We start from the raw sequence: 24,935 nt of genomic DNA, 5'->3' as shown, positions 1-24,935 counted from the left end.
CCTGCCTCCCAACAGGTTCCGATTCGACGCCGCCAGCACACCATCACGCGAACCACTACGACACGTCCACCGCGGAATTTCATTCGATCTCCGCATAACCCCAGGAAGCTTTGCACCGCCCAGCGTCTTTCGACCCGCATCCCGGACGGCGGACCGGGCCGCGCACGGCTCGGGACCACGACGGCCACTGCCGGATGCGTCGACGCGTCCGGTATGGTCGGGGCGAATTCAGGGTGGGAGGTACAGCCGGTGGCTCAGACACTGGTGCACGGGCAGGTCTTTGCCGGATACCGGATCGAGCGGCTGCTCGGCGCGGGCGGTATGGGCGAGGTGTATCTGGCTCACGATCGCGATCTGCCGCGCTACACGGCCCTGAAGGTGCTCAATCCGGCCTTCGCGGGGGACGAGGACGCCCGCCATCGGTTTCTGCGAGAAGCCGATACCATTGCGCGCCTGTCACATCCGAACATCGTGACGGTCTACGCCCGGGGCCAGGAGGGCGATCGGCTGTGGATGGCCATGCAGTACATCGAGGGCACCGACGTCGCGGCGGTGCTTCGCAACGGCCCCATGCATCCGGAACACGCGGTCGCGATCGTCACCGAAGCGGCGAAGGCCCTGGACTTCGCCCACCGCGCCGGGGTGCTTCATCGCGATGTGAAACCCGCCAACATCCTGCTCGCACAGGGTGATTCGAAGCAGGTCTTCCTCGCAGACTTCGGCATAGCGAAGATCCTGGATCATACGAACGAGTTGACGCGGTCCGGCGAGGTGCACGCCAGCCTCCGATACGCCGCGCCCGAACAGCTCGACCCCGGTATGCCGGTCGACCAGCGGGTGGACGTCTATGCCCTCGGCTGCACGCTGTATCACATGCTGACCGGAGCGCCGCCGTATCCCGGCGCCTCACCCGCTCAGCTCATCCATGCCCACCTCAACCTCCCGCTTCCGGCTGCGAGCCAGCAGAACCCCTGGCTACCAGCGGCTTTCGATGCAGTGATCGCGCGGGCCACGGCCAAGAATCCGCAGGAGCGGTTCGGCAGCTGCGGCGAACTCGCGGCGGCCGCTCACTACGCATCGGCCGCGAGCGCGTCACGCGCGCCGCACACGGCACCGGCGTCCGGCTCCGGTCGCCGCTGGGGGTGGATCGTGGCCGCGGTCGTGGCCGTACTGATGGTCCTCGGCGCGGGCGGGGCCGGCGCATTCGTCCTGTACCACAACAGGTCCACCGACGACGCGCAGCGTTCAGCCGACGCCGCCCGCGACGCCGCCTGCGCCTTCGGCCGCACCGTCTCCACCTACGACTACGACAAATTCGCGGCCTATCAGACGGCAGTTCTCGATGCCACCACCGGTGATCTGAAGACCCAGATGCAGTCGACCATGCCTACCTTGCAGGATGTCGTCACCCAGTCGAAGGCGCGATCCCACGTGTCAGACGCTCAGTGTTTCGTGAAGACCTCCGATGCCGATCGCGCGGAGGTCGCCGCGATCATCACCCAGGCCCTCACCAACAACACGTCCTCGACCGAACGGAGCAGTCAGATCTCGGTTCTGCTGACGATGCAGTTCGTGGACGGACGGTGGCTCGCCGCGAAGCTGGAGCAGCTGGCGGCGCCGAAGTAGCTACGGCACCGCTCCACGCCGCCCTCACACCAGTTCCGGCACCCGCAGGTGGGCCAGCGCCAGCTCGAACTCGCGCACGTCGATGGCCTCGACGCCGACCTGGCGGGCCGCGTCGACCCGCAGCGCCGCGGACTGTTCGCGGTTACGCTGCATGGCCTCGGCGCTGTCGAAGACGCCGCAGGACACGGCACGGCCGGATGCGCGGTTGATCAGCAGGCTCGCGCTGCAGAATCCGTCGAGTTGTTCCATCCCCGGCAGGATGTAGTTTCGGTAGGCGTCGGTCGACATGTCGAGGCGGCTCGGATCGGTCTTGATCCAGGTGGCGCGCACGCATGCCCCGGGCATGGAGCGGTGGTCCCGGTGCAGGACCGCGATCTCCCATTCCGCGACCTGGGCGGCGGTACCGCCGAAGACCGTCACCGCCCGGTCACGCTCCGCCATGAAGGCGCTCTCGCTGTCGTGCATCGCGGCCTCGGATTCCCATCCTGTGGTGGAGATGCAGCGACCGAACGTGCGATCGACCAGCAGGGACAAACCGGTACAGCCGGGGGTCTCCGCAAGCATCGGCATGACCTCGTCCCGCATATGCGCAATTCCGGCATCGATCGCGGAGGGTTGCGCCTGAATCGTGGTAGACCGTGCGAACACGACCCACCCCCTCTCTGCTCGGGGCAGCGCCCGGCGGCGCCACCGGTGCATCTCAGCCTGCTCCGATGCACGGGCGCTCGCAATAGTCCGCTCGGCGTCAGTCGAGGCGCAGCCGGCCCCCGTTCTCCTCCCGGTAGAAGGTGTCACCGTCAAGATCAAGACTGAAGCCGGAGTTGCCGCTCGCTACGGCGCTACTCACAGCCGGCTGCGGTGACTCGGCATCGCCGCCGTCCGGGCGCGAGTCCGGGTACAGCACGGAGGGGTCGTCGCCGCTACCCGGCACCGTTGCGCCGGACGGGCCGTGGTCCAGCCCGCCGCCGCCGGGGTTCGCATCGGGATACCAGCTGTACGGATCGGTTGCGCTGTCTGACAAGAGGTTCGGGGTAGAAGACGGCAGCTGCGCGGCAGGAGCCGGCGTACCGCTGCCGGAGTCGTGGCCGAACCAGTGCTTCGCCAGCTGTGTGGCGTCGGTCTTCAGACGCTTCTTGTCGTCCTGCGGACCCTCGACGACCTCTCCCGCGACCTTCTCCCCGAAGTCGCCGACCTTGCCCTCGAACTTCTTGCGCTCATCGGTTTTCGGCGCGCCGGGACTCTCCGGCTCATGGGTGTGGGGGTTGCGGCCGTCGGGAGTCCTGTTGTGCTCGTCCACCCCCACCTTGCGCAGTGCCGCGCCGAGCGCACCGCTCGCCGCGCTCGAAATACCGTTGTGCAGACCGGCTTTCCCGATATCGTCGAGGTTGAAGCCGTCGCGCAGGCCGAGCGCGTTCTCCCCCGCCTCCCAGGCCAGCTCCCTCCCGGCCCCCTTCATGAAGCCCTTGAACCCCTCGATGACGGTTTCCTTGATGATCCGCTTCAGTAGCTGCTTCAGCGCCTGCTGGATCACCACGCGGGTCGCGACCTCGGCCGCGGCCGCCTCGGCCATGCTCGCGCCCAGCGTCTCGACGGCTGCGGCAGCGGCGATCGCCAAGTTGATCGCCAGCTCGACCAGCATCGCGATGATGTAGAGCTTCACCGCGAGAATCAGCACGGACATCACCCGGCAGGCGATGGCGATCGCTTTGCAGAAGGTGACCAGACCGTCCAGGTCGTCCCCGGCGGTACGCCAGAACTGCTGGATGGATTCGTGGGTCCGGCCGTCGATACGGGCGAGAATCGCGGTGGTGACGGCGTCGCCTTCCGCACGGATCTGCGACAGCGTGTCGCCCATATGTTCCCAGTGGTCGGCCATCCGCAGCAGGGCGGTTTCGTCGGCCTTGGGCCAGTCGCAGGCGACGAGGGAGGCAACCGGCTTCAGATAGTCGGGTATCTCGATGCCCATCGCTTACGCTTTCCCCCCGTCGATGCCGTTCTTCTCGATGGTGTCGCGGACCTTGTTCAACAACCCGGCGAGTCCCTCGTCGGCGGCCTCGAGCGTATCGGCCGCAGCGCCGGACGACTCTTCCAGATGGGCGAACATCAGCGCGGCCTTCGCGATATCCTGCAGCGCCTGTTCGGCTTTCGGCAGATAGTTCTGCGCGAACGCGGAACCGAAGATGTCGTCTCCCCACTTGCCGGTGACCTCACCGAGATCGACCGTGAGATTCTTCAGATCCTCCTCGAGCTGCTTGCCGAGTTGACCCAGACGCGGCGCGTGCCGCCGGAATTCGTCGAGTTCGATGCGAAACTCGTTGGCGCCGGTCATATCCGGGTCACCAACCCTTCCAGTGCGGCCCGTTGTCCTCGTCGTCCTCCGCGACGCGCGGGGGCTCCGGGGCCGGTTCCGGCTCGGCCACCGGTTGCGGTGGCGGCGGAAGGATGCCGTCCACGACGCGCTGCAAATCCACGTCCTCGCCGAGCGGATTCGTGATGTGGAAACGTTTCTCGTCGGCGAGGATCGGGGCCATCGCCGCACCGACCTCCGACTTCGCCGCGCGGGCGGCGGCCTGTGCCGCCTCGGTGATGGCGGTGCCGAGCTTCTCCGGGGTGGTGCGTTTGAATGCGGCGGGGTCGACCCACACCTGGATGGGGATGCCCGCCGAATTGCTGATGACGCGGACCAGATTGTCCGAGGACCACCCTTCGGCGGTCGCGGCGGCCAAAGTGTCTCGGGCCGTGGCGATATCGCGCAGTTGATACTCGTAACTCTCGAGCATCGAATCGACCTGCACCTGCAGGGCGTCGGTTCGCGCGCGCAGCTGATCGTAGCCGGATGAATCCACTGGTTCCCCTCAATCGGACTTGTCGCGTCCTGTATTCCGACGCATCGGATCGGTAGCCGGTTCCCGCACTCGGCAAACCTGTCCGTTGTGTCAGGATGGACCCGTGGATCCGAACGACCCGGACGGCGCCGCCGATCAGCTGACGGCCTGGGCCGACGACCTCGAACACAAGGCCGAGCAGTACCGGGAACTGCACGATCGGATGTCGAGTCTGAGCGTCACCGAAACCTCACGTGGCGGCATCGCGGTGACGGTGGACGGCGAGGGAATTCCGACCGATATCCGCTTCGCCGATTCCGTCCGCGGCACCGAACCCGCCGCGCTGTCGGCCGAGCTGATGCGCACGCTGCAGCGCGCCCAGGTGCGGATGCGAGAGCGGATCGCGGCCACCGTGCACGAGACGGTCGGGGACGACGAAGCGGGAGCGAACGTCATCGACCGCTATGCCGAGCGGTTCCCCGATCCCGAGGAGTCCGAGCCGGACTTCGGCCCCGATGAAGCCGGTGCGCGGTGAGACCCTCGGGCGGACAACAGCTTTCGAGTCCGGCGACGCGTCACCGCTTGCGGCGCGCGATACCGACCATCGAGCCCAGCGCCGCTCCCACGCCGAACAGGGCCAGGCCCGTACTCGCCGTCATGCCCGCGTGCATCCTCGGTTCGATCACCGCCGGGCCCGGGGCCGGGATCTCGGCCTCCACCTCGTTCTCCCGGGCGGTGGCCGCCCAGGCGGTGGCGAACAGGATGATGCGGGCGGTGATGTAGGCGAAGACCATGAGGCCGATGATCGAGCCGAAGGCGACGCCCGCGGGACTGGTGAGCACCTTCTGCAGGTAGAACGAGGCCACCTGCTTCCAGATCTCGAACGCGATCGCGGCGATGAAGGCCGCGCGCACGGCGCTGGTGAAGGTTACCGGCTGTCGGGGCAGCCGGGCGATGATCCAGACGAACACCGCCCAGGACGCGAGCACCGCCAGGACCAGCGTCAGCAATCGCAACAGCCAGGAGACACCGGGCACCTTGTCGAGCCCGACACTCTCCAGCAGCTGCAGCGCCAGGCCGCTGGACGACAACGCCGACAAGCCCAGCGACACCACCATCGCGACACCGAGTCCGGCCAGTGCCAGCAGGTCCGACAGTTTGGTCCGGAACCAATTGCCTTCCTGCGCGGGCTGTTCCCACTGCTCGGTCAGGGCGGCGCGCAGGTTGGCCATCCAGCCCAGGCCGCTGTAGGCGGCGATGAACAGACCGATGATGCCCACACTGGCCCGGGACTTGATGGCCTGGTCGATCAGATCGTTGACCTGGCCGCCGAACGAACCCGGGATGTTCTCGACGATCTTGTCGCGCAACTCTTCGAGCAGGTGCGGATCGCGGGCGAGGACGAACCCGGCGACCGCGAAGGCGACCATCAGCAGCGGAAACAGCGAGAGCACGGTGAAGTACGTGATACCGGCCGCGAAGTAGTCGCCGCGCTGGCGCTGGTAGCTGCCGCCGGCGCGGACGGCGTGGTCCAGCCACGGCCGTGCTCGCACCTCACGTTGGATCCGCGCTTTGAGCTTGTCGAGCACCTGTCCTCCCGAACCTGTTCAACCGCAACACGGCCTCGCGCGGCGCAGATCAGCGGTGCAGGAAACCCACTCGGTCGTACACCTGCGCGAGGGTCTTACCGGCGATCTCGCGCGCCTGCTCGGCTCCGGTGGCGAGAATGCGATCGAGTTCGCCCTGATCGTCCAGATACTCTTGCACTTTCGCCTGCAGCGGTGTCACGAATTCCACCAGGGCGTCGGCCACATCGGCCTTGAGCTCGCCATATCCCTTACCCTCGAAGCCTTTTTCGAGTGTCACGATGGGCGTGTCGGTGAGCGAGGACAGGATCACCAGCAGGTTGCTGACGCCCGGTTTGGTCTCCGGGTCGTAGCGGATCTCCCGCTCGGTGTCGGTGACGGCCGAGCGGATCTTCTTCGCCGAGACCTTCGGATCGTCGAGCAGATTGATCAGGCCCGCGTCGCTGGCGGCGGACTTGCTCATCTTCGAGGTCGGATCCTGCAGGTCGTAGATCTTCGCCGTGCCGGTGACGATATGCGGCTCGGGCACCACGAAGGTCTTCTTGAAGCGAGTGTTGAAGCGCTGCGCCAGATTTCGCGTCAATTCCAGGTGCTGGCGCTGATCCTCACCGACCGGTACCAGCTGCGGGCGGTACAGCAGGATGTCGGCGGCCATCAGGATCGGGTAGGTGAACAGGCCGACGGTGGCGTTGTCGGATCCCTGTTTGGCCGACTTGTCCTTGAACTGGGTCATCCGGCTGGCCTCGCCGAAGCCGGTGATGCAGCTCAGCACCCAGGTGAGCTCGGCGTGCTCGGGCACCTGACTCTGCACGAACAGGGTGGACCGCTTGGGGTCGATACCCATCGCGAGCAGCTGCGCGACACTGCGCACGGTGCGGCTGCGCAGCTGCTTGGGGTCCTGCGACACCGTGATGGCGTGCATATCCGGAATGAAGTAGAGCGCCTCGTAGTCGTCCTGCAGCGGAGCCCAATACTGCAGCGCACCAAGGTAGTTGCCGAGGTGGAAGGAGTCGCTGGTCGGCTGGACGCCGGAGAGGACCCGCTGCTTGCGTTCGCTGGGGGCAGGACTGGACATGAACCGATCTTCCCATGCACGCCCAAGCGGTTTTTTCCGAGGGAGCGAGGATGTGCGCCACCCCGCACGGCCGGTGCTCTCGGCGGCGTGCGGGGCGGTGTCGCTCAGACCGCGTGCCGTTCGGCGTAGTTGCGCGGATCCACCCCCGGCATACTGGACCTACCGCTGGCGACCAGGTCTTTCTCCCGCCGCGTGATCAGGCGATAGACCGGGGCGCTCGGGCCGGACAGGGTGTCGCGCAGCACCGGCGGCGCCAACGGCGGGCGCACGTGGGCGGTGCGCACGGCCTGCGCGAGTCCCCGGTACGCGAGCTCTTCACGCCGGCCCCATCGAATGTCGTACATCCGCCGGATCCGCGGCGGCAGCGAGCCCTGGACCAGCAGATGCGCCCCGCTGCTGGCCTGCTGGAACGGGCGCGGCAGCGGATGCGGCACCTGCTTACCCGCCAGATACGAGCCCACGAGCCGCGCCTCGTCGGTCAGATACAACTCGTCCGAGGCGAGGTAGGCATCGAAAGATCGCCGGAAGGCCGGATAGTCGGCGGGCGCGGCCGAACGCGGCATACCGAACAACTCGCCCCAGCGCACGTAGTCCTGGTACAGATCCTCCCGCTCGCCCGGAGTCAGTTTGCGCACCAGCAGGTCGTGCATGACCTCGGCGGAGTCGGCGGTGAACGCCATGGTCATGAACATCAGGTGCGGGTCCAGCGCGGAATAGTGCGAACCCGCCGGATGATGCGGGCCCGCGTCCTCGGGCAGCACACCGTCGACGGGGAGATGCCGCTTGCGGGTGAACGCCAGCGCGCGGTCGGCCTCGTCCTTGTCGCCGAGGAATACCGCCTCGAACAGGCGACCGGTGAGCGCGAGACGCGTGTAGGGGGTGGCTCGGTGGGCGGTGTTCTCGGCGGTGCCGACGAACAGCAACGGATGGACCGCGCCGATCACCAGCGCCCGCAGGCCGTACGTCAGTCCCACCGCGCGTTTGCGCATCACCCGGCGGATCATCGAATCGTCGGAGAAATATCCCGGACCAGGCATCGTCGCCCTCCTCGCATGGAATCTGGCAATAGCATCCACCAGAAACCCACTTCTGGCAATAGCCCATGCCAGAAATGCGGCCGTGCCACAATCGGACTGTGACGGCACAGCGGACCTATGGCGGTATCTCGGCCGCCGAACGGCGCGCGGGCCGGCGTGCCGCGCTGCTCGACGCGGCTCTCGAGATCATCGGCACCCAGGGCGTGGACAAGCTGACGGTCGGCGGGCTGTGCGCCCAGGCCGGGCTGAACGAGCGCTACTACTACGAACAGTTCACCGGCCGCGAGGCCGTGCTCACCGCGCTGTTCGACAGTATCGCCGAGGAACTCGCGAACGCCATCGTGCGGGCGCTGCAGGAGGTGGCCGGCGCGTCCGGCGACGGCGACAACTCCGCCGATACGTCCGCGCGCCGCACGCAGCGCGAAACGCGCACGATGGCGCACGCGGCCGTCGCCGCCGGTATCCACGTGCTGACCGACGACCCGCGCAAGGCCCAGGTCGCGCTGGCGGTGAGTGCCTCCACGCCGGAGCTGCGCTCACGCACGCTGCAGAGCATCGCGTCGTTCGCGAACCTGGTCGCCGCCCGCGGCATCGACTTCTACGGCCTGGGCACGCCCACGCCGGACCCGGCGATCGGTTTCCGCGCGACCTACCTGGTGGGCGGGCTGGTGCAGACGCTAACCAGCTGGTTGCAGGGCGATATCGATATGACCCGGGAACAGCTCATCGACGAGACCACCGACGTGTTCGTCCTCCTCGGCGAGGATCTCGCACAGCGGCTCCGCTGAGCCGCTTCCTTACGCCGGGTCGGCCATGGTGAGTTCGACGGGCGACAGCACCGGCGGACGCTGTTGTAGCACCACCCGGAAGACCGTGCCCTTCGCGGCCCAGTATTCGGCCGCCTGGGTCATCGCGTCGGCGAACCATTCCAGATCCTCGCGCTGGTCGGCCAGCAGCCCGCTCGAATCACGGATCACGACAACGTATCCCGGCGCCTCACCGACGAATTCGTCCAGGTCGCGCAGGCATTCGTCGAAGGCGTCGCGGTTGTCGCCGAAATAGTAGGGAAATTGCAGGGCGGCGGCGAATTCGTCGAATACTCCCGCGGTGGTGCGCATTTTCGCGCCGCGGACCTCACGGGCGATATACCCGTCGGGGACCTGAAATCGCACACCGCTGAACGGTCCGGCGCCGACGTCGAGCGCGCCGAGTACCGGCCCGCCGGCGGTCCGGCGGGAACGCGCGTCCACGCGCGCCGCAGTCGCGTCGGAGCCGGCGTCCGGCGGGGCCAGGAACTGCGACAACGACATGGTTTCGGCCATCAGCGCATCCTCGTGAAGGTCTGGTAGTGGTCGCCGGTGTAGTACGCCGACCCGTCGCTGCCGGTCACGATGCGCTCGGCGTCCCGGGTCTGGCCGCGTTGCTTCGGGTTGACGTCCCATTCCTGATACGTGATCGCCTTACCGCTCGAGTCGGTCTTCGGCAGGGTTCCGGCGCGGTTCATCCACTGATCGCCGCCCTTGGTGCCCGGCGCGTTCGCCGAACCGGGCCAGCGTCCGGCGTCGATCTCGACGAGGGTGGCGTAGGCGCGATCGGGCACGCCCGGCGCCCGGGTCGCCGACGCGGCGGGTGTGGCGCCGTTGCCGGGCGCGGGCTTGGCAGCCTGGGTGGTGGACTGCGCGGCCTTAATGGAGTGCACGGTTGCCGCCACCGAACTCGCGGTGTCGTGCGTGGCGGAACCACCGCGCAGGCCCAGCACGCCGGCCACGATCGCCGCGATCACCAGCCCACCCAGAACCATCAGGATGCGAATTCTCTTGTCGGACATGTTCATCGGTGCCTGTTCATCGGTGCTGTCGGACTTGCGGAGTCCCGTCCACGCTGACGGGTACGCGGTGTGGAGACGATGTTCCCACCGCGTTCGGTCGATCAGGGTTCAGCGGTATCGCGTTCAGCGGTATTGCACGGTGACCGGAGCATGGTCCGACCAGCGCAGCGCGTATTCGGGCGCGCGCTCGACCACGGCCTGCTTCGCGCGCCCGGCGATCGCTCCCCGCGCGAGGTGGTAGTCGATGCGCCACCGGATCGACTCGGTTCTACAAACTAGAATCGGCTCTGAACACGGAGGTTCCACGATGACTGCTCCCCCGCTACGCGCCTTGCTGGTCGCTCGGCTATCCGTCATGACTGACGAATCTACGTCACCAGCACGACAGTTGGAGCACAGCCGCAACGCGGTCCAAGCGCGCGGATGGACTGAGGCGGGTGTAGCGACCGACCTCGACGTGTCCGCCACCAAGTACTCACCGTTCGACCGGCCCGAACTCGGCGACTGGTTGAAGAACCGGCACCACGAATTCGACGCAATCGTGGTGTGGAGGCTTGACCGGTTGGTTCGTTCCTCGAAGGACCTTGCCGACCTCATCGCATGGTGTGAGGACAACGGTAAGACGTTGGTCTCCGCTACCGAAGGTTTCGACTTGTCTCAGCCGTTCGGCAAAGCGATGGTTGCCATCATTGCGGCACTCGCCGAACTCGAAGCGGGCACGCTCTCGACCCGAGTCAAGGACTCGCACAACGCTTTACGGAAGATGGACCGTTGGCCTGGAGGCCAACCGCCCTACGGCTATCGAATCGTTGACCACCCGCGAGCCGGTAAGACTCTAGAGATTGATCCTGTGTCGTCTCAGGCAGTGCGAATCATGGGTGAGATGACGCTAGCCGGTAAATCGCAATGGGAGATTGCCGCGCGGCTCACAGCGGACGGCTTCCCTACGCCTGCCCGGTACTACCACAAAGAAGGTGTAAGCCGGAAAACTAAGGTCTCCGATGTCTGGAACCAATCGAGCGTCGGGAAGATACTCAAGTCTCCCGCTACGCAGGGTTACAAGCTTATCGGGCGCTCGGTGAAAGAGCGGAGGCTAGCCCGAGGGGTAGACGGAATGCCTATCCGGTACACACCTAAGGGCATATTCACCGATGAGGAATGGACACAGATTCAAGAGGTATTGAAGGCACGTTCCCGCACCCGTGAACGGTCTCATGGGGCGGCACCATTGCTCGGTATCGTGTACTGCGCCGGGTGCGGAGAAAGGCTGTACCGTGTCGTTAACACTCACTCGAACGGCAAGAAGTACTCGTATTACCGCTGTGTCCCTAAAAGTGGTAAGCCCAAATGCGAGGGCTCTACGTTCCTAGAATCTGAAATTCAAGAAACCGTGGACTCACGTGTATACGATAATCTCAAAGCTCTACCGGTTACCGAACGCAAGTTCATTCCGGGCGAGGACCACACCGACGAACTACAAGCGGTGTCCCGAGCAATGACGACTATCCGAGACGAATACGACCTAGGTCTATACGACTACGACGGAGGCCAAGACGAGTACCGGGAACGCCTAGCCGCGCTAGTCGAGAAGCGGAAGCTACTCGAATCGCTTCCGCAACGGGAACCGCAGTACATAGACGAACCGACCGGAGAAACCTACGCGGAGGCTTACGAGCGGATGAACCCCGAGGAACGTCGGGCACTGCTAATGAAAGCCGGAATTAGGCTGTATGTACGGAAATTAGGAGAGAACGGCCGGTATGCTCATCTGATTGTCCCGGACGAGTTCCCCGATACATTCAATGTACCGCGAGAAGAATACTACAAGCGATACAGGGAATGGGTAGAGCGTCCCCTCACACCGGAAGAGGAAGAAGAAATCCGGAACCCTCATCCGGAATGGGATAAGTTGGCATGGGAACTCCGGCACGAGTATAGGGGGAAGAAATGAATTTCGATTGGGACCGGTGGCTGTTCGAGATTCAGCTACACCCCGAATTCGACGACCACACGCATACGCTTGCCGAGCAGATACGTCGATGCATGACAGAAACCGGCGAAGAACTATTCGAATACGTGCACGGCGAGATACACGGCATGGACACGGCGTATGTAACCATGTCCCCGTTTTATGATCCGGAATCGGGGGAACCGATCGTTTTGCGATCCGGTGTGCAACCGCTCGAAGACCTAGAGTGGCGCGGATACACAGCGGGGCTGTTTATCGACTGCTTATGTGAACTGGCCGAATTCGGATACTTCGAGGAAATCTTGTCCGACTGCGATGGAGAACCCCTAGAGGTACCCGCGATAACCGAGACCGGCGTAGGCACGGTGTCGCTCGACTACGATATTTGGCACAAGATAGTTAGACCCAGCTTCCCGGAGACAGCTCGGGACCACGCGGGCCGCCCAGTCTTCCCGCAGGCTAGCTAACAACGAATAGCCCCGGAGGCGACCGGTTAGCCCGGTCACCGAAGGGGCTTTTTCGTGTCTAGATACCGTCGGCCCGCTGCTGATACGCGGTGCGCTTACGGTTGCTGCACACTTTACAGCGGTGCTCTAAGCCATCCTTACGGGACTTGTCCGAGTAGAACTCGCTTAGGGGTTTAGGTACAGCACAGACGGAACACTCTTTCATCGCGGAATCCTGTCGAATTTCGGGGGGAATAGTTGACAACCTAAGCGGTTTTCCAGGGAAGAAAACCGCAGGTGGCAGATATGGGGGAACTAGTTTTCAGCTCGGGGGGATACCGGCATGAAAGCCGAGAGAGGGGCCAGCGACCAGGGTGGGAGGGTTCCCCGCCTACCCCCTTAAGGGGCTCTGATTGCCCCGCTGAGCGACTGAAACCGCCCAGCGGGAGAGTTACCTATTCCTGCCGACCAGACTCGTCTACGGCTACAGCCGGACTGAGGCTTACCCGGCGACGCTTAGCCCATTCCCTTAGACTCGTTAGCTCTCGCTTAGCATCATCGGAACTAGCACATTCGAGAGCAACCAAACACAACCGATCGAACTCTGTCTCATCCATGTTGACTCAGAATGTTGGTTCATCGGTAATCGGTAGAGCTGTCGGGAACGGACTCCGAGCAACCCTGCTCGGGAACACCGGTTCGTCAGACCAACTAATTGCATTTGAGGCCGCTGCGTATTCAGAGACGATCTGATTCTTTTCGTCCTCAGTCAGTGCAGACACCTGCACTACTTCGTACTTACTGGTGCCAGTCCGTGACTGGCCCACATAGCGGAGGACACCCTCCGCAATCAATCGGTCAAGTACAAACTTGACCTTGTTCTCGGGGATGCCAAGCCAGTGCGATAGCTTGGCATCATTTCGATACAACGTGCCGTTGTTGCACTTAGCTCGCAACACGGTTGCGTGCTGTTGGTCGGTAGGCACGGCCTACCTCCTATCGGTATATACCTGCGACGTTCGCAGGTGATGAAGGTCAGCACGGCTGACCGATGGATAAGCGGCCCCACTAAGGGCCGCTATGTTGTTCCGTCTCCGGTGGAGCACGGCTCCACTAAAAGGGTATGAAGTGGGTTATTAAGTAGTGAGGTACGAACTACTTATATAAGGGTCCCCGTCCCCAGTCCCCACCTAGGCTGACCAGTACATTTAGAGCCAGGGTGGGGACGGTATCCCCACTTCCGTCCCCACCTGATTTAGGCCAGCGTCCAAGTGGTTCCGGTGCGAGTCACCAGGGCACCGAGACGCTTTCCCGGCTGTAGCCATTTCCGATAGCTCTCGATAGAGCCCCCGAACTCAGCGGCCAGTTTCCGGGCCGCTTCGTTCTGCGTATAACCCTGACAGTTCGTAACCACAAACCGAGCCATATCCGCGTTAGCGTCCAAGGTGTCTTTAGACCGGTCTTGCTTCTTAGCTTGCTCCGTTGCGGTCGATTCCCACGGGCCGCGATTTATAACCTTAAAGTTGGGGCCAGCCATCGGCGCGGCAACCAACTGTTGCGGTTGCTCCAAACGGTTACCCCGAATGATCATCGCGGTATTTCCACCGCGTAGACCTTTACGGTTCGTCTGCCGTACCTGTATCCACATCCGAGGCTTCTGCACGATTACCGACGACCCCATCGGGTTAGCTCCGGTCGCTGAGAATCCGTGCTCTGACTCGTGATGCAACAGAACCGTAGGGATACCGTGGGAATTCAGCTTAGCCATAGCATCAAACACGACCGTGCACCGTTCCGACGAATTCGTGTCACCGGTCAACCCCATAAGGTTGTCCAGAACAACGAAATTGTTCCCGTTCTCTACCACCTGGTTAGCGAACAAGTCCCAGCGGCTCGGGTCGAGCATTAACGCACCTTCAAACAGGTCGACCTCATCACCGGTCGGGTTCGGAATCGTCTCGAAAATCTGCTCTCCGTAGTCCTGCAATGTTCCGGGGTCGGTGCTTACGATCGCGGGCCGCCACAGTTTCGACTTATCGACCGGTTGCATACCGAGGAATTCTCGACCGTCAACCAGCAACGACGAAACCATAGACGACACCAAGTACGACTTGCCGACATTCGACTTACCGTAGATCAGCGTTACCGAAGAACAGATAGTGTCTTTGAATACCCAGCGTTCCGACTGCTGAGACATTCGGTACGCCTCTCCTAACGAATACCGCTTGAAAACTTGCCGGGTACTGATATCAATGTCTGTCACACTAGGCTCAATTCGCTTTGATAGTTCTTCTTCGCTTCCCGGATGACTGCGCGACCCCACGAATCCGAGCGGGCGAACCGAGCTCCGAGAGCGCTACCGGTAATGCCCGGTTCCGTTAGCGCCACCCGCAGCGCTGCCGCCCGTGGGGTTTCCGTTCCGGCCGGTCGAGGTTCTTCCAGTTCTTCCGCCGGTTCGTCTACCGGCTCCGGCTCTAGCGGAAGCGGTTCCGGCTCAGCGTTACCGCGCAGGCGTAGCAACTCCTCGAAAGCGAGTGCCAGTGCTACCGCAGGCCATGCCGCTACCGCAGCGGACAACCAACCGGAAGACACTGCCGGTAGGAACGGCACCAACACGTTTGCAGCCACAGAGACCACCAGGCCGGTACCAAGAGAAAGCTTGGTCATCGGGTGTACCGGCTCCCGGTTCCGCTTCGAACGGAACGCGGACAACGATGCGGCAATGACCAGACCGTCTACCGACAACGGAAGCAACCACGCCCGCCAGTGCTCGCCGGATATTTCCGCCACCGTGTACAGATGCTCGTACGACACAACCGCAGCAACTACCGCTACCGCTGCAACCGCTATCGCGGTTATCCGATTCATTTGTGGTTCTCCAACGAAAAGGGGACCGCCCGGAAGCGGTCCCCGTAGTTTCAGTTATTCCGGTTCAGAAACCGACCTGGTGTAGCTTCTCCCCGGATTCGGCATCGGTAGCCCACTGCCGAATTCCACCGGTCGCGGTTGGCTCCGTCACAAATGTGATCTGAGGCTTAGCTAGCCGCTTGAACTCACCGGCCGACCGGATAGCGCGAACCTCGATATCCGCAGCCGCCAGCGCAGACCAGCGACGGCACCGGCCGTCTGTATTCCACGCATCCCACACGGCACGTTTATGCATCCCTACAGCGTCCGTAGGCGCAACCAAACTAACCTCAGCATCGTTGTTCAGGTTGTGGACACCAGCGAGACCTACAGCCGCTTTCAGAGCCTGTAGCAACGTATCCAGTCGGGCGGATACTTCCGCCGATTCCAACCACGCTGTCTGAACTTCCATCGGCTGACCTACCAGACGCTCCGGCGGGGTTTCAGGATCAATCGCCGAAGCCAGTTCGAGGAACCGCGCGTACTCGGTGTCGAACTGCTCAGCGATAGTCTGAATATTCGCATCGGCGGTAGTTGCGTATTCCTGGATCAATGCCGCAGCGATCCGGCGACGGATAGTGTTCTTGATTACCGATTCAGCGGTACCCGCGACATACTTAGCGGTTCCGTCAACGGAGGCCACAGTATCCGCCACTACATCCGAATACTTCCGATTCAGTGTCGCTTCATCAGCTCCGGAAACGATTGCGTCGTACAAATCGTCAATCGGCGAAGACTGCCGGTACAGGAAAGCTTCATACCGCGAATCAATCTCGGTCCACTTCTTAGAAACCGTTCCGCCTTGTGCGCGAACGATCGCTACATCGTCTAGATGCTGCTGGTAAATATCGTTCTCGAACATGTGTGATTCTCCTTCTGGGAAAGTCCGGGAGATTGTTCTCCGGACACAACAAAGGACCGCCCACCGTGGACGGTCCCGAATAAGGGTTAGTTAGTTACCTAGCGCCCGACGCATCAAGGCGGCATCGTTGTTTAGAGCGATCGCACCCCCCGTTACACCCCGGTATTTGAGGTCATCGAGCCTTCGAACATGTTCGTCGTACCACTCTTGCCGTGCAGCCTCCTCCGCTTCCCTCTCCTGCTGGGCGATATCTTCCGGCGTAGGCATATCCCGGGTGTGGGTGTGATTCTTGGTTTCACCACCCGTATCTGAAAAATAATCAAGCATCGACTGTCGCAGTTCTGCGTTTGTCATCGGACGATTGTTGTCGTCCCGCTCCTCGGGGAGCTCACCGTTGATAGCTTTCATCAACATCTCACGAATTTCACCGTTAGCCATTTGATTTACCTCGTTCTATCTTGAAGGCTTCATAGTCAGCCCATTTGTCTTCGGCATGGTCTAGAAACTGACGCAGGGCCGCCGGACTGAGCCGGATACCCGCACCGGTCTTCCGGTCGTAAATCTTGAACGAACTAGTTGCCCGAGCCTTTCTAGGTTTCTGCCAACACAACAGCACTCTGGGACCCTCGTCACTCATCGGCTCACCCTCTCCATTCGATCCACGGCCCGGCATCCGGCCGGACGTACCGACGCATAAACAACGCTCTTGCTTGTTCCTCCGAAGCTCCCGACTTGTTCGCTTCCGAGTTGAACCATGCTTTAAACGCTGCCTCACGGTCTTCCGGGCTACGCGCTTTCCAGTGGTCTCGGAACTCCGTCATTTGCTTACCTTTATCTACGACAGTCACGCTTAGCGTGCTTCTGAACTTCACTAACCGTGCCTCCGTGACTCACGTACCAATCGAGGCACCAAGGGCACTGAGAGGAACCGGCTAACGGTTCCAATCGACACCGGCGACACTTTTTGTGTCGCCTGGTCTCTGTGGGTTCACCACAACCACATCGGTCTGTATCAGTCATTCATTCGTTCTCCAGACATAAGAAAAGGCCCCGTAAGGGCCACTAGATCGGCCGTAGACGGCCTAGAACCGTTCAGGGGTACTCGGGGTCGATATCTGCCACCGACAGCCCGAGCCGGTCTAGTGTTTCTTTCATTCGCCGGTACTCGTCTCGGCGTCGCTTGCGGTACCGCGCTTGTCCCTCGCGGGAGCAATGGATACAACCGCCTCCGGGGCGGTAGTCCTGCGGTCCTTCGTGCGGGTGTCGCGTACACGCGGCAGCCATTCATTCACCTTCTTTCGATACGTAGGGCCTAATCGAAATAGGCCAAACAAAAACCCCGCAGGGTGCTGCGCCTGCGGGGCTATGCAGTAGAAGCCGGTAAGGCTTCCCCGGTGCGGATTCTCTTCGAGAACCGCGCCTAAGAACCGAGGACCGCCAGAGAGGGGGACGGTCCCGTTCTCGACCGTTAGGCGGAAGAACCACCGAGCACCTAACGGGAGTCTGTAAACAACAAAGGCCACCGTTTCGGCGGTGGCCTTGGTGGCGGGATCGGGGTCGGGAGCTTCGCTCACTCCCTCACTAAGTAATCAGGTCTGATATTTCGAGCTGGACTCTGGATTGTGACCTAGTTCACCAGGCTTAGTTCGGAACCCGTCAGGGTTCCTAACCCCTCAGTAAGTAATCAGGTGTAATTTTTCGTCGTGAGACCAGATTGTGACGGAGGTCTCTGGTCGGTACTTCGTACCTCCCTCACTCCCTCTATATAACTAAGGGTGACATTTTTTCACGTGAGACCAGATTGTGACGTAAGTCGCCCGCGAGCCTTCGGGGGCTCGCCAGGTCTCTACTCCTCTACATGTATGAACCTGCGAATCTCACCGGCTCTACCTATATGAAGGTGACAATTTTCCGGCCCTACATATATGAAGGTGTGAATTAGCAGGTCACTGGATGGATTGTGACGTAACTCACTAACTGGGGCCGACTTTCGGGGTCGGCCCCTAAGCCCTTCACATGTATGAACCTCACATTTTTCCAGCCGAAGCTCAGAATGTGACCTACTCCACAGCGAGCCCTTGAGGCTCGCAGGGACGAAACCGGTTGCCGGGTACGGGGCAACGTCACCGTTGGTGAGCCGTCACCTACAGCGACGGCGAGCCCTACGGCGATCCAGCAAGGTCGCCTTGGTTGTTTGTATATATCTCTTATTCGCGTGCGTACGCGCACACGTTCACTCGGTCTCCCGCGCGCGGGGGTAGTCCGCCGGGCGTGTCATGAGAGAAACCGGCGGTGACTCTCTCAGATTTCTCAATTCTGAGAGCCGTAACCCCGGAATCGAGACAACTCCCCGTCCGGGCCGTGTTCGGGCCTCTACGGGCGATCTAGGCACCGTTTCGGCGGTAGCGATGGCACCCGGTCAACCCGGAGGCCGCACCGGGCGTTACGGCTCCCGGTTGTGTACCGCCGCAACCGGTTTGAGCACCACGCACAACCCCGGATAACGCTCCGGTTCTCCAGTTCGCGGAGCGGTAGCTATTCAGTCCGTGTCTGAGTCTGTACGACTCTGACCGGCGGCGACTCCGTCGCCGGCCTCGGGTTGCCGAGGCCGCAGCAGTCCACGTTCCTCGCAGATACGGCGTAGGCGTGCCTCCGGGGCACACCCGTGCCCTTCGTGTAGCCGAAAGTTGAACACCAGTGCCGGAACACCCCTCGGGCGAGGCTGGCTCAAATCGACCTCGAACGGACACTCATCCGGACCGGTGCTGCAATCGTCGGGGACGGGTCGCAGCGGAGGGAACTCCGTTCCCGTCACAGTCCGGCCCGTTCACGCTCCCCCGGACCGAACGCCCGAGCGTCGTTGCAACCGATCCGCCAAGCGGACTGTATCCACCGCTGAGCGAACGATTCTGACATCGTGAACTCAGCTTCCGAACCGACCACCCGACCGGCCGACAAGTCGACCTCGAACCCCTCCAACGGTGTCCGCGTGGCGTCCGAAACCATCGCTCTCGCAACAGGTTCGATCGAACGACGGTTGTTCGTCGTAGTCCACAACTGAAGCCCCGGCGCGTGGATAATCCACCGCTCACCGCAGCAATGAACCTTGATCAGATAGTGCTTCACGGTTCCTCCCAGAGTGGTAGGGCACCCGGCACCGAGGAAGCGGGTTCGGCCCGGTGCCGGGGCTTGCTCAGAACCGTAAGAACCGGGCCGGATACCGGTCTACGAACGTGCCAAAACTTGCCAATACTCGACCGATACCGCGACGCAGACAGCCGATGTCAGCGAGCATGGTGGTAGTGCCGCACAAAGTGGCACACACGTAGACGGAAGGCTCAACCATGCGATTGCATTTCCTGGGCAAAGGTGGGTCCGGCAAGGATGACTGCCCGGCGGTGTACGCCACCGACGACGGCCGATACCTACTCGTCGGCTGGCGCACCGACACCCCCGACACGATCGAGATTCCTCACCTGCTGCTCGGGTTCGTGGACTCCCGGACATACATCGGGGCCGCGTTGACCGATACCGGCCGGGGAACGTTCACCGTGACCGGCGTACCGGTTACCTCCCCTGAGACTGTCGCAGAACTGAAAATGGAAGACTACGAGACAGCGATTCTCGTGCCTAAGCTCGAAAGGACGTACTTTGGAATTCCGGCCGACACGCGACCTCTTGCGGCAGTGTCGAACTGAACTGTTCCGCGTAGAAGTCCGAGACACCTACGGAGTGCCAAGCGAAGATGAACCGTTTCAGCGGTTCATGAATAGCGAGCCGTTCGATTACCGGGAATGGTTTAGGGACTGGACGGAGCTAGTTCAGGGGCTCGTATCTAAAGGTGTGTCGGTCCGTCGGGTTCGGGTGGTTACGGTTCCGGTGGTGGATTATCAACGCTGGTCGCTGGCGGAGATAGCTCCGCTCAATATCGAGGCTGGCGAAGAACTCCGCTACCTGAACCGGGCCGAAGCGGGCTCAGTCCCGGTCGATGATTATTGGATTATCGACCGGGAAACTGTTGCGTTCACGCTGTCCGACCCGGATGGCCGTGCGGTCGGCGGGTCCGGTGTCACAACCGACCCGCGAATACTGAAACTATCCCTAACTGAGGCACAGCGCCTCTGGTCGGTGGCGACACCTTACGGGGAATTCCACCCGTGACCAGTTCCGTTCAGGAGGCCAGGCAAGCTCTCGGTACACGTCTCCGGGAGATACGCAGACGCGCGGGATTATCCGCACGGGAGCTTGCCCGGCTAGAGGGCTACCACGAATCGCGTATCTCTAAAATAGAGTACGGCAAGCTACGCCCGTCCGATGACGATATCCGGGCGTACTGCAACCATGCCGGGGCTAACGATCAACTCGAAGACTTGTTAGCCACGTTGCACAATATCGACTCCGCTTACGTCGAATGGCGTAGACATCTGAGTTCCGGTGTGAAGTCGGCTCAGAAGAAAACTTCTAAGCTCGAAACACAAGCTAAGCACCTACGGAACTATCAGCCGTATATCGTCACCGGGCTACTACAAACACCGGAGTATGCGGAGGCAATGATTCGGTGGGTATCGGAGTTCTACCAGCTCCCCGATGACGTGGAGCAAGCTGTAGCCGCCCGGATGGAGCGGCAACAAGTCCTGTACCGGCGAGACCACCGATTCCACTTCATCATCGGTGAACAAGCCTTGTACACCACCGTTGGAGACGACAGCGTGATGATTGGTCAGCTTGACCGGTTGCTGTCCGCCGGGAGTCTCCCGCGAGTGACATTCGGAATAGTCCCGCTCACCGCTGAGGCCCGCGTGTTGTTCAACAATTTCGTCATGTACGACAACCGGTTAGTGACCGAAGAAGGTTCTACCGCGAAACTGACAGTCACTCAGCCGAGGGAGATTGCTTTATATAGCCGAGCGTTTGACACGCTCGCCGGACAATCCGCTACCGGAGAGGTAGCCCGAGAGCTGATACGCAAGGCAATCCAAGCCAGAGTCCACACATGAACAACAAGCGAGTTAGTCGCTATTCCGAGAAATTCTAAGCGTAACCTTGCGAGAGAATAATTCCAGCTCTAGGCCGTGCGATCGACGCGTGTCACTACCTTCGATTTGTTTTCTCGCGTCCGCAAGCTTCGTAAGCGCTTCATTCCTGCGATCGGGATCATTCACAGTCTGGATGTAGTGTTGGGCGGCATCCGCAGCATCGAGCAATCCGTACAGTACAAACTTCGCACGCACGGTGATCAGATGTTCGAACAACTGAAGCAATCTCTCATTGTACCGTTCGCGCGCCTGCTCCGTTGACGCGACGGGCAGAATCAAAAGCAGGTGGGAAGTCGTTTCTACAGCTGTAACGAATTCATCAAATAACCCGAGGGCTCGTGCTTGTTTTGCGGCTTTTGCCTGCGCCTCGATGTTCTTAATGACGCCCCGATATGCGATCGTTGCGGCACCGATCGCGAGTACCGCAGCGATGATAGTTGCCCACGGCTGAGTCAAGGTGAAGTGCACACCCGAAATCCTAGGCTCAAAGTCCGGACTCTGAGCCGAGACACGTTGCAGCAAAACGAGAGCCGACCGCCGGTATGTCGCTACGCCGTGGGCATCGGCCCCGGCGGTCAGCCCGCCGGAACTTATCAGCCGGGATGCACGGATACCGTCTCGGCACCGGGAACCGTGCCGGACGGGGCAGGGATGACTACCGGCTCGGGTGCCTTGTCGGCGAACTCCACCGTTACCGGCGCATGGTCGGACCAACGCAACGAGTACTCCGGGGCACGCTCCACCCGAGCCGACACGGCTCGGGATGCTATATCCTGCGTTGTGTAAACCGCGTCGATGCGCCAGCCGGCGTCGTTGTCGTAGGCGCGGCCGCGGTAGGACCACCAGCTGTAGGGGCCGGGCACGCCCGGATGGAGTTGGCGGACCACGTCGACATACCCCGCGGCCAGCATCTCGTCGATCCAGGCCCGCTCCCCCGGCAGGAAGCCGGAGTTCTTGACGTTGCCCTTCCAATTCTTGATGTCGAGTTCGGTATGCGCGACGTTCCAGTCGCCGCAGATCACGAAATCGCGGGTCTGCGCCTTCATATGCGCGCCCAGTTCGCCGAGGAAACGATATTTCTCGTCCTGCATGGGAGTGTCGGCCTCACCGGTGTGCACGTACACGCTCGCGACGGTGACGTCGTCGAAATCGGCCTCCACGTAGCGGCCGACGCCGTCGAATTCGGTGCTGCCGAAGCCGATTCGCACGCGGGTGGGCTCACGGCGGGACAGAATTCCGACCCCGGCGCGGCCCTTGGCGCCCGGCTCGGCGTGGGCGAGGAACCACCCGGCGTCGAGGACCGGCGCCAGTGCCTTGCGGGTCTGGTCATCGGTTGCCCGGGTCTCCTGCAGGCAGATGATGTCGGCCTCGGTCACTGCGAGCCATTCGAGCATCCCCTTCCCGGTCTTGCCGGTAGCTGCGCGTATGCCATTGACGTTGACGGAACTGATGATGCGGGCCACGTATCGACCGTACAATGCGGGAATCAACCCGTCCTCGCGGACATCGCGGCCACGCCGAGCAGGCCGCCGCCGATTCGGAAGGGGTGACGACGATGACGTCCGGCACCACCCAACCCGCCACCTCCCTTGCGCCGATGACAGCCCTGCACACCGGATCGGGCGATCCGCTGCTGCTGTTGCACGGTTTCCTGATGTCGCCGCACTGCTGGGAGGACGTCGCGTCCCGATTGTCCGCTACTTGCGAGGTGTTCGCTCCGGCCTTCGCCGGGCACTGGGGCGGCCCCGACCTCAGCGGCTGGTACATCGACGTGAATCTGCTCGCCGACCGGGTCGAGGAACAGCTCGACGAATTGGGTTGGCGCACCTGCCATATCGCGGGCAACTCGCTCGGCGGCTGGGTCGGCTTCGAATTGGCCCGCCGCGGCCGGGCGCGCACGCTCACCGCCATCGCACCCGCCGGTGGATGGCACAATCCGTCGCTGGCGCAGTTGCGGGTGGGGCTGGAGTTCCTGATGCTGCTGCCGATCGTCGAAATCGGCAAGCGTCTGCCGGCCTGGATCCGGTTCAGCGCGCCGGTCCGGCGGGCCACCGCCATGTTGCTGAGCAAGAACATCGCCGCGGCGCCGCGACGCGGAGTGGAAGCGGCGATCATGTCGGCGACCCACTGTGCGGCCATGCTGCCGCTGATCGTCAGCGGTCTGCGGATGGCGGTTCTCGACGATCTGTCCACCGTGCGGACGCCGGTGCGCCTGCTGATGTGCGAATTCGACCGGATCATCCCGAACCGCATGTACGCCAAGCGTTTTCTGCGGGAACTGCCCGAGACGGCAGACCGCATCCTGGTGCACGGCGTGGGTCACGTCCCGATGCTGGAGGCTCCGGACCGCATCGCGACCCTCATCGCCGAGCACGTCTATGCCAGCCGCACGCGTCTGCGGGCGGTGTGAGAAAGGCCGGCGGATCGGTTCGAACCCCTCGGCGCCGATCCGCCGGCCGCCATCACGTGGCGATCACCGGCCCAGCAGGCCCTTCGCGATATGGGTCACCTGGATCTCGTTGCTGCCGGCGTAGATCATCAGCGACTTGGCGTCGCGGGCGAGTTGTTCGACGCGGTATTCCTGCATGTAGCCGTTACCGCCGAACAGTTGCACGGCCTCCATCGCGACCTCGGTGGCCGTCTCCGAGCAGTACAGCTTGATCGCCGAGGCCTCGGCCAGGGTCGGCGGTTTGCCCGCGCGGCCGCGTTCGAGGGTGTTGAAGACCATGTTCTGCACGTTGATGCGGGCGATCTCCATCTTCGCGAGCTTGAGCTGCACCAGCTGGAAGCGGCCGATCTCCTGACCCCACAGCATGCGGGTCTTGGCGTATTCCACACACAGCCGGTGACATTCGTTGATGATGCCCAGCGCCATGAAGCCCACGCCAACCCGCTCGGCGACGAAACTCGTTCGCGCGCTTTCTCGCCCGTCGCCGCCCTTGTGCTCCTCGGTCTCGCCGAGCAGCCGGTCCTTGCCCAATCGCACGCTGTCGAAGAACAATTCGCCGGTGGGTGAGGAGTGCAAACCCATCTTCTTGAACGGTTTGCCCTGGGTGAAGCCCTCCATGCCCTTGTCGAGGACGAAGGTGAGCACCTTGCGATCGCGTTTGTCGGTGCCGTCGCCCTCGTCGAGTTTGGCGTAGACGACCACCACATCGGCGTACGGACCGTTGGTGATGAAGGTCTTCTGGCCGTTGAGGATGTAGTCCTCGCCGTCGCGCTTGACCGAGGTTTTCATGCCGCCGAAGGCATCCGAACCCGAATCCGGTTCCGTGATGGCCCAGGCCGCGACCTTCTTCAAGGTCACGATATCGGCGAGCCAGCGTTCCTTCTGCGCGAGCGTGCCGCGCGACATGATGGTGGCCGCGCCGAGACCGATCGAGACGCCCATCGCGGCGACCAAACCCATACTGACGCCGGACAATTCGCTGATCAGCACCGCCATCAACGACTGCTGCTCGCCGAACGGGTCACTGCCGGACCTGGGTTTCTTGTCGCGCTGTCCGGCCTCGTCCGGCGCGGCCTCGGCGGCACGCTGCTTGGCGAGCATCTTCTCTATCGCCTCGGCGCCCATGACGTCGATGCCGAACTCGCCGAACAGTTTTCGCAAGATCGGATACGGCGGCATCTCACCGCTGTCGAGGGCGTCCAGATGCGGCCGGATCTCCTTGTCGATGAAGGCGCGCACGGCCGCGCGGATCATCTCGTCGGTCTCGGACCATTCGAACATCGTCATTC

Annotated in this window: 27 protein-coding genes and 1 pseudogene; 9 read left to right on the top strand and 19 right to left on the bottom strand. The window is 62.5% G+C overall.

Annotated elements, in window-relative coordinates:
* Positions 1-249 precede the first annotated feature (249 nt).
* On the top strand, positions 250-1,626 hold the full coding sequence (locus NN2_RS38670) for a serine/threonine-protein kinase (RefSeq protein WP_245658796.1): 1,377 nt from the start codon (positions 250-252) through the stop codon (positions 1,624-1,626).
* A gap of 24 nt (positions 1,627-1,650) precedes the next feature.
* On the opposite strand, the gene NN2_RS21060 is transcribed toward NN2_RS38670, so the two are convergent.
* From NN2_RS21060 to NN2_RS21045, 4 genes are all read right to left on the bottom strand, one after another.
* Positions 1,651-2,274: an antibiotic biosynthesis monooxygenase gene (locus tag NN2_RS21060; protein ID WP_063015619.1), complete on the bottom strand. Its 624-nt coding sequence runs from the start codon at positions 2,272-2,274 to the stop codon at positions 1,651-1,653.
* Between the two features lie 97 nt (positions 2,275-2,371).
* A complete protein-coding gene (locus tag NN2_RS21055; protein ID WP_063015618.1) occupies positions 2,372-3,592 on the bottom strand; it encodes a WXG100-like domain-containing protein in 1,221 nt (406 codons plus the stop codon).
* A 3-nt stretch (positions 3,593-3,595) separates the two neighbouring features.
* The gene (locus NN2_RS21050) at positions 3,596-3,955 is read right to left on the bottom strand and encodes a WXG100 family type VII secretion target (RefSeq protein ID WP_063015617.1); all 360 of its coding nucleotides are present in this window, start codon (positions 3,953-3,955) and stop codon (positions 3,596-3,598) included.
* A 7-nt stretch (positions 3,956-3,962) separates the two neighbouring features.
* Entirely contained in the window at positions 3,963-4,472 is a 510-nt protein-coding gene (locus NN2_RS21045) for a YbaB/EbfC family nucleoid-associated protein (RefSeq protein WP_063015616.1), read from the bottom strand.
* A 103-nt stretch (positions 4,473-4,575) separates the two neighbouring features.
* On the opposite strand from NN2_RS21045, the gene NN2_RS21040 reads away from it, so the two are divergent.
* Positions 4,576-4,986 carry a YbaB/EbfC family nucleoid-associated protein gene (locus tag NN2_RS21040; protein ID WP_063015615.1) on the top strand — a complete coding sequence of 137 codons (411 nt, stop codon included), beginning with the start codon at positions 4,576-4,578 and terminating at the stop codon, positions 4,984-4,986.
* Between the two features lie 40 nt (positions 4,987-5,026).
* Here NN2_RS21040 and yhjD read toward each other — a convergent pair whose 3' ends face one another.
* The 3 genes from yhjD to NN2_RS21025 form a co-directional block, all read right to left on the bottom strand.
* The gene (yhjD, locus tag NN2_RS21035) at positions 5,027-6,040 is read right to left on the bottom strand and encodes an inner membrane protein YhjD (RefSeq protein ID WP_063015614.1); all 1,014 of its coding nucleotides are present in this window, start codon (positions 6,038-6,040) and stop codon (positions 5,027-5,029) included.
* A 49-nt stretch (positions 6,041-6,089) separates the two neighbouring features.
* Complete coding sequence (trpS, locus tag NN2_RS21030) at positions 6,090-7,112, bottom strand: tryptophan--tRNA ligase (protein WP_030513557.1); 1,023 nt, start codon at positions 7,110-7,112, stop codon at positions 6,090-6,092.
* Between the two features lie 104 nt (positions 7,113-7,216).
* Positions 7,217-8,149, bottom strand: coding sequence for an oxygenase MpaB family protein (locus tag NN2_RS21025; protein ID WP_063015613.1), 933 nt, complete (start codon positions 8,147-8,149; stop codon positions 7,217-7,219).
* 98 nt (positions 8,150-8,247) lie between these two features.
* On the opposite strand from NN2_RS21025, the gene NN2_RS21020 reads away from it, so the two are divergent.
* Positions 8,248-8,937: a TetR/AcrR family transcriptional regulator gene (locus tag NN2_RS21020; protein ID WP_227462803.1), complete on the top strand. Its 690-nt coding sequence runs from the start codon at positions 8,248-8,250 to the stop codon at positions 8,935-8,937.
* Between the two features lie 9 nt (positions 8,938-8,946).
* On the opposite strand, the gene NN2_RS21015 is transcribed toward NN2_RS21020, so the two are convergent.
* The 3 genes and pseudogenes from NN2_RS21015 to NN2_RS38665 form a co-directional block, all read right to left on the bottom strand.
* The gene (locus tag NN2_RS21015; RefSeq protein WP_063015611.1) at positions 8,947-9,471 is read right to left on the bottom strand and encodes a barstar family protein; all 525 of its coding nucleotides are present in this window, start codon (positions 9,469-9,471) and stop codon (positions 8,947-8,949) included.
* A complete protein-coding gene (locus NN2_RS21010; protein WP_342749287.1) occupies positions 9,471-9,977 on the bottom strand; it encodes a guanyl-specific ribonuclease in 507 nt (168 codons plus the stop codon). Before NN2_RS21010 ends, NN2_RS21015 begins: the two co-directional genes overlap by 1 nt.
* A gap of 123 nt (positions 9,978-10,100) precedes the next feature.
* Positions 10,101-10,229 (bottom strand): annotated as a pseudogene (locus NN2_RS38665) (exodeoxyribonuclease III); the annotation flags it as partial.
* On the opposite strand from NN2_RS38665, the gene NN2_RS36455 reads away from it, so the two are divergent.
* Entirely contained in the window at positions 10,222-11,928 is a 1,707-nt protein-coding gene (locus NN2_RS36455; RefSeq protein WP_082857152.1) for a recombinase family protein, read from the top strand. The pseudogene NN2_RS38665 and the gene NN2_RS36455 overlap by 8 nt on opposite strands.
* Positions 11,925-12,413: a hypothetical protein gene (locus tag NN2_RS21000; RefSeq protein ID WP_063015608.1), complete on the top strand. Its 489-nt coding sequence runs from the start codon at positions 11,925-11,927 to the stop codon at positions 12,411-12,413. Before NN2_RS36455 ends, NN2_RS21000 begins: the two co-directional genes overlap by 4 nt.
* 602 nt (positions 12,414-13,015) lie before the next feature.
* Here NN2_RS21000 and NN2_RS37300 read toward each other — a convergent pair.
* The 6 genes from NN2_RS37300 to NN2_RS37295 form a co-directional block, all read right to left on the bottom strand.
* A complete protein-coding gene (locus NN2_RS37300) occupies positions 13,016-13,378 on the bottom strand; it encodes a hypothetical protein (protein WP_156511394.1) in 363 nt (120 codons plus the stop codon).
* A 269-nt stretch (positions 13,379-13,647) separates the two neighbouring features.
* Entirely contained in the window at positions 13,648-14,589 is a 942-nt protein-coding gene (locus NN2_RS20995; protein WP_063015607.1) for an AAA family ATPase, read from the bottom strand.
* A 62-nt stretch (positions 14,590-14,651) separates the two neighbouring features.
* On the bottom strand, positions 14,652-15,260 hold the full coding sequence (locus tag NN2_RS36450) for a DUF2637 domain-containing protein (protein ID WP_082857151.1): 609 nt from the start codon (positions 15,258-15,260) through the stop codon (positions 14,652-14,654).
* Between the two features lie 64 nt (positions 15,261-15,324).
* Positions 15,325-16,161 carry a hypothetical protein gene (locus tag NN2_RS20990; protein ID WP_063015606.1) on the bottom strand — a complete coding sequence of 279 codons (837 nt, stop codon included), beginning with the start codon at positions 16,159-16,161 and terminating at the stop codon, positions 15,325-15,327.
* A 90-nt stretch (positions 16,162-16,251) separates the two neighbouring features.
* A complete protein-coding gene (locus NN2_RS20985; protein WP_156511393.1) occupies positions 16,252-16,599 on the bottom strand; it encodes a hypothetical protein in 348 nt (115 codons plus the stop codon).
* Between the two features lie 2,373 nt (positions 16,600-18,972).
* Entirely contained in the window at positions 18,973-19,287 is a 315-nt protein-coding gene (locus tag NN2_RS37295) for a hypothetical protein (protein ID WP_156511392.1), read from the bottom strand.
* A gap of 218 nt (positions 19,288-19,505) precedes the next feature.
* Between NN2_RS37295 and NN2_RS20975 the strand changes: the two genes are divergently transcribed.
* The 3 genes from NN2_RS20975 to NN2_RS20970 are packed head-to-tail and all read left to right on the top strand — an operon-like array spanning position 19,506 to position 21,158.
* The gene (locus tag NN2_RS20975) at positions 19,506-19,859 is read left to right on the top strand and encodes a hypothetical protein (RefSeq protein WP_063015603.1); all 354 of its coding nucleotides are present in this window, start codon (positions 19,506-19,508) and stop codon (positions 19,857-19,859) included.
* Positions 19,813-20,322 carry a DUF6879 family protein gene (locus tag NN2_RS39120; protein ID WP_369689967.1) on the top strand — a complete coding sequence of 170 codons (510 nt, stop codon included), beginning with the start codon at positions 19,813-19,815 and terminating at the stop codon, positions 20,320-20,322. The genes NN2_RS20975 and NN2_RS39120 overlap by 47 nt, the downstream gene beginning before the upstream one ends.
* Positions 20,319-21,158: a helix-turn-helix domain-containing protein gene (locus NN2_RS20970; RefSeq protein ID WP_063015602.1), complete on the top strand. Its 840-nt coding sequence runs from the start codon at positions 20,319-20,321 to the stop codon at positions 21,156-21,158. The genes NN2_RS39120 and NN2_RS20970 overlap by 4 nt, the downstream gene beginning before the upstream one ends.
* A gap of 12 nt (positions 21,159-21,170) precedes the next feature.
* On the opposite strand, the gene NN2_RS37285 is transcribed toward NN2_RS20970, so the two are convergent.
* Positions 21,171-21,665: a hypothetical protein gene (locus tag NN2_RS37285; RefSeq protein WP_156511390.1), complete on the bottom strand. Its 495-nt coding sequence runs from the start codon at positions 21,663-21,665 to the stop codon at positions 21,171-21,173.
* Positions 21,666-21,790: 125 nt separating this feature from the next.
* Positions 21,791-22,660, bottom strand: a complete 870-nt coding sequence (locus tag NN2_RS20965) for an exodeoxyribonuclease III (RefSeq protein ID WP_156511389.1) — start codon at positions 22,658-22,660, stop codon at positions 21,791-21,793.
* 14 nt (positions 22,661-22,674) lie between these two features.
* Between NN2_RS20965 and ephH the strand changes: the two genes are divergently transcribed.
* On the top strand, positions 22,675-23,607 hold the full coding sequence (ephH, locus tag NN2_RS20960) for an epoxide hydrolase EphH (RefSeq protein ID WP_227463188.1): 933 nt from the start codon (positions 22,675-22,677) through the stop codon (positions 23,605-23,607).
* A 63-nt stretch (positions 23,608-23,670) separates the two neighbouring features.
* Here the strand turns inward: ephH and NN2_RS20955 are convergent, their stop codons facing one another.
* Positions 23,671-24,927: an acyl-CoA dehydrogenase family protein gene (locus tag NN2_RS20955; RefSeq protein WP_063015639.1), complete on the bottom strand. Its 1,257-nt coding sequence runs from the start codon at positions 24,925-24,927 to the stop codon at positions 23,671-23,673.
* Positions 24,928-24,935 lie beyond the last annotated feature (8 nt).

It is taken from the genome of Nocardia nova NBRC 15556 (assembly GCF_001613005.1).
GTDB classification, from domain to species: Bacteria; Actinomycetota; Actinomycetes; order Mycobacteriales; family Mycobacteriaceae; genus Nocardia; species Nocardia nova.
This window is presented reverse-complemented; position numbering and strand designations above follow the sequence as displayed.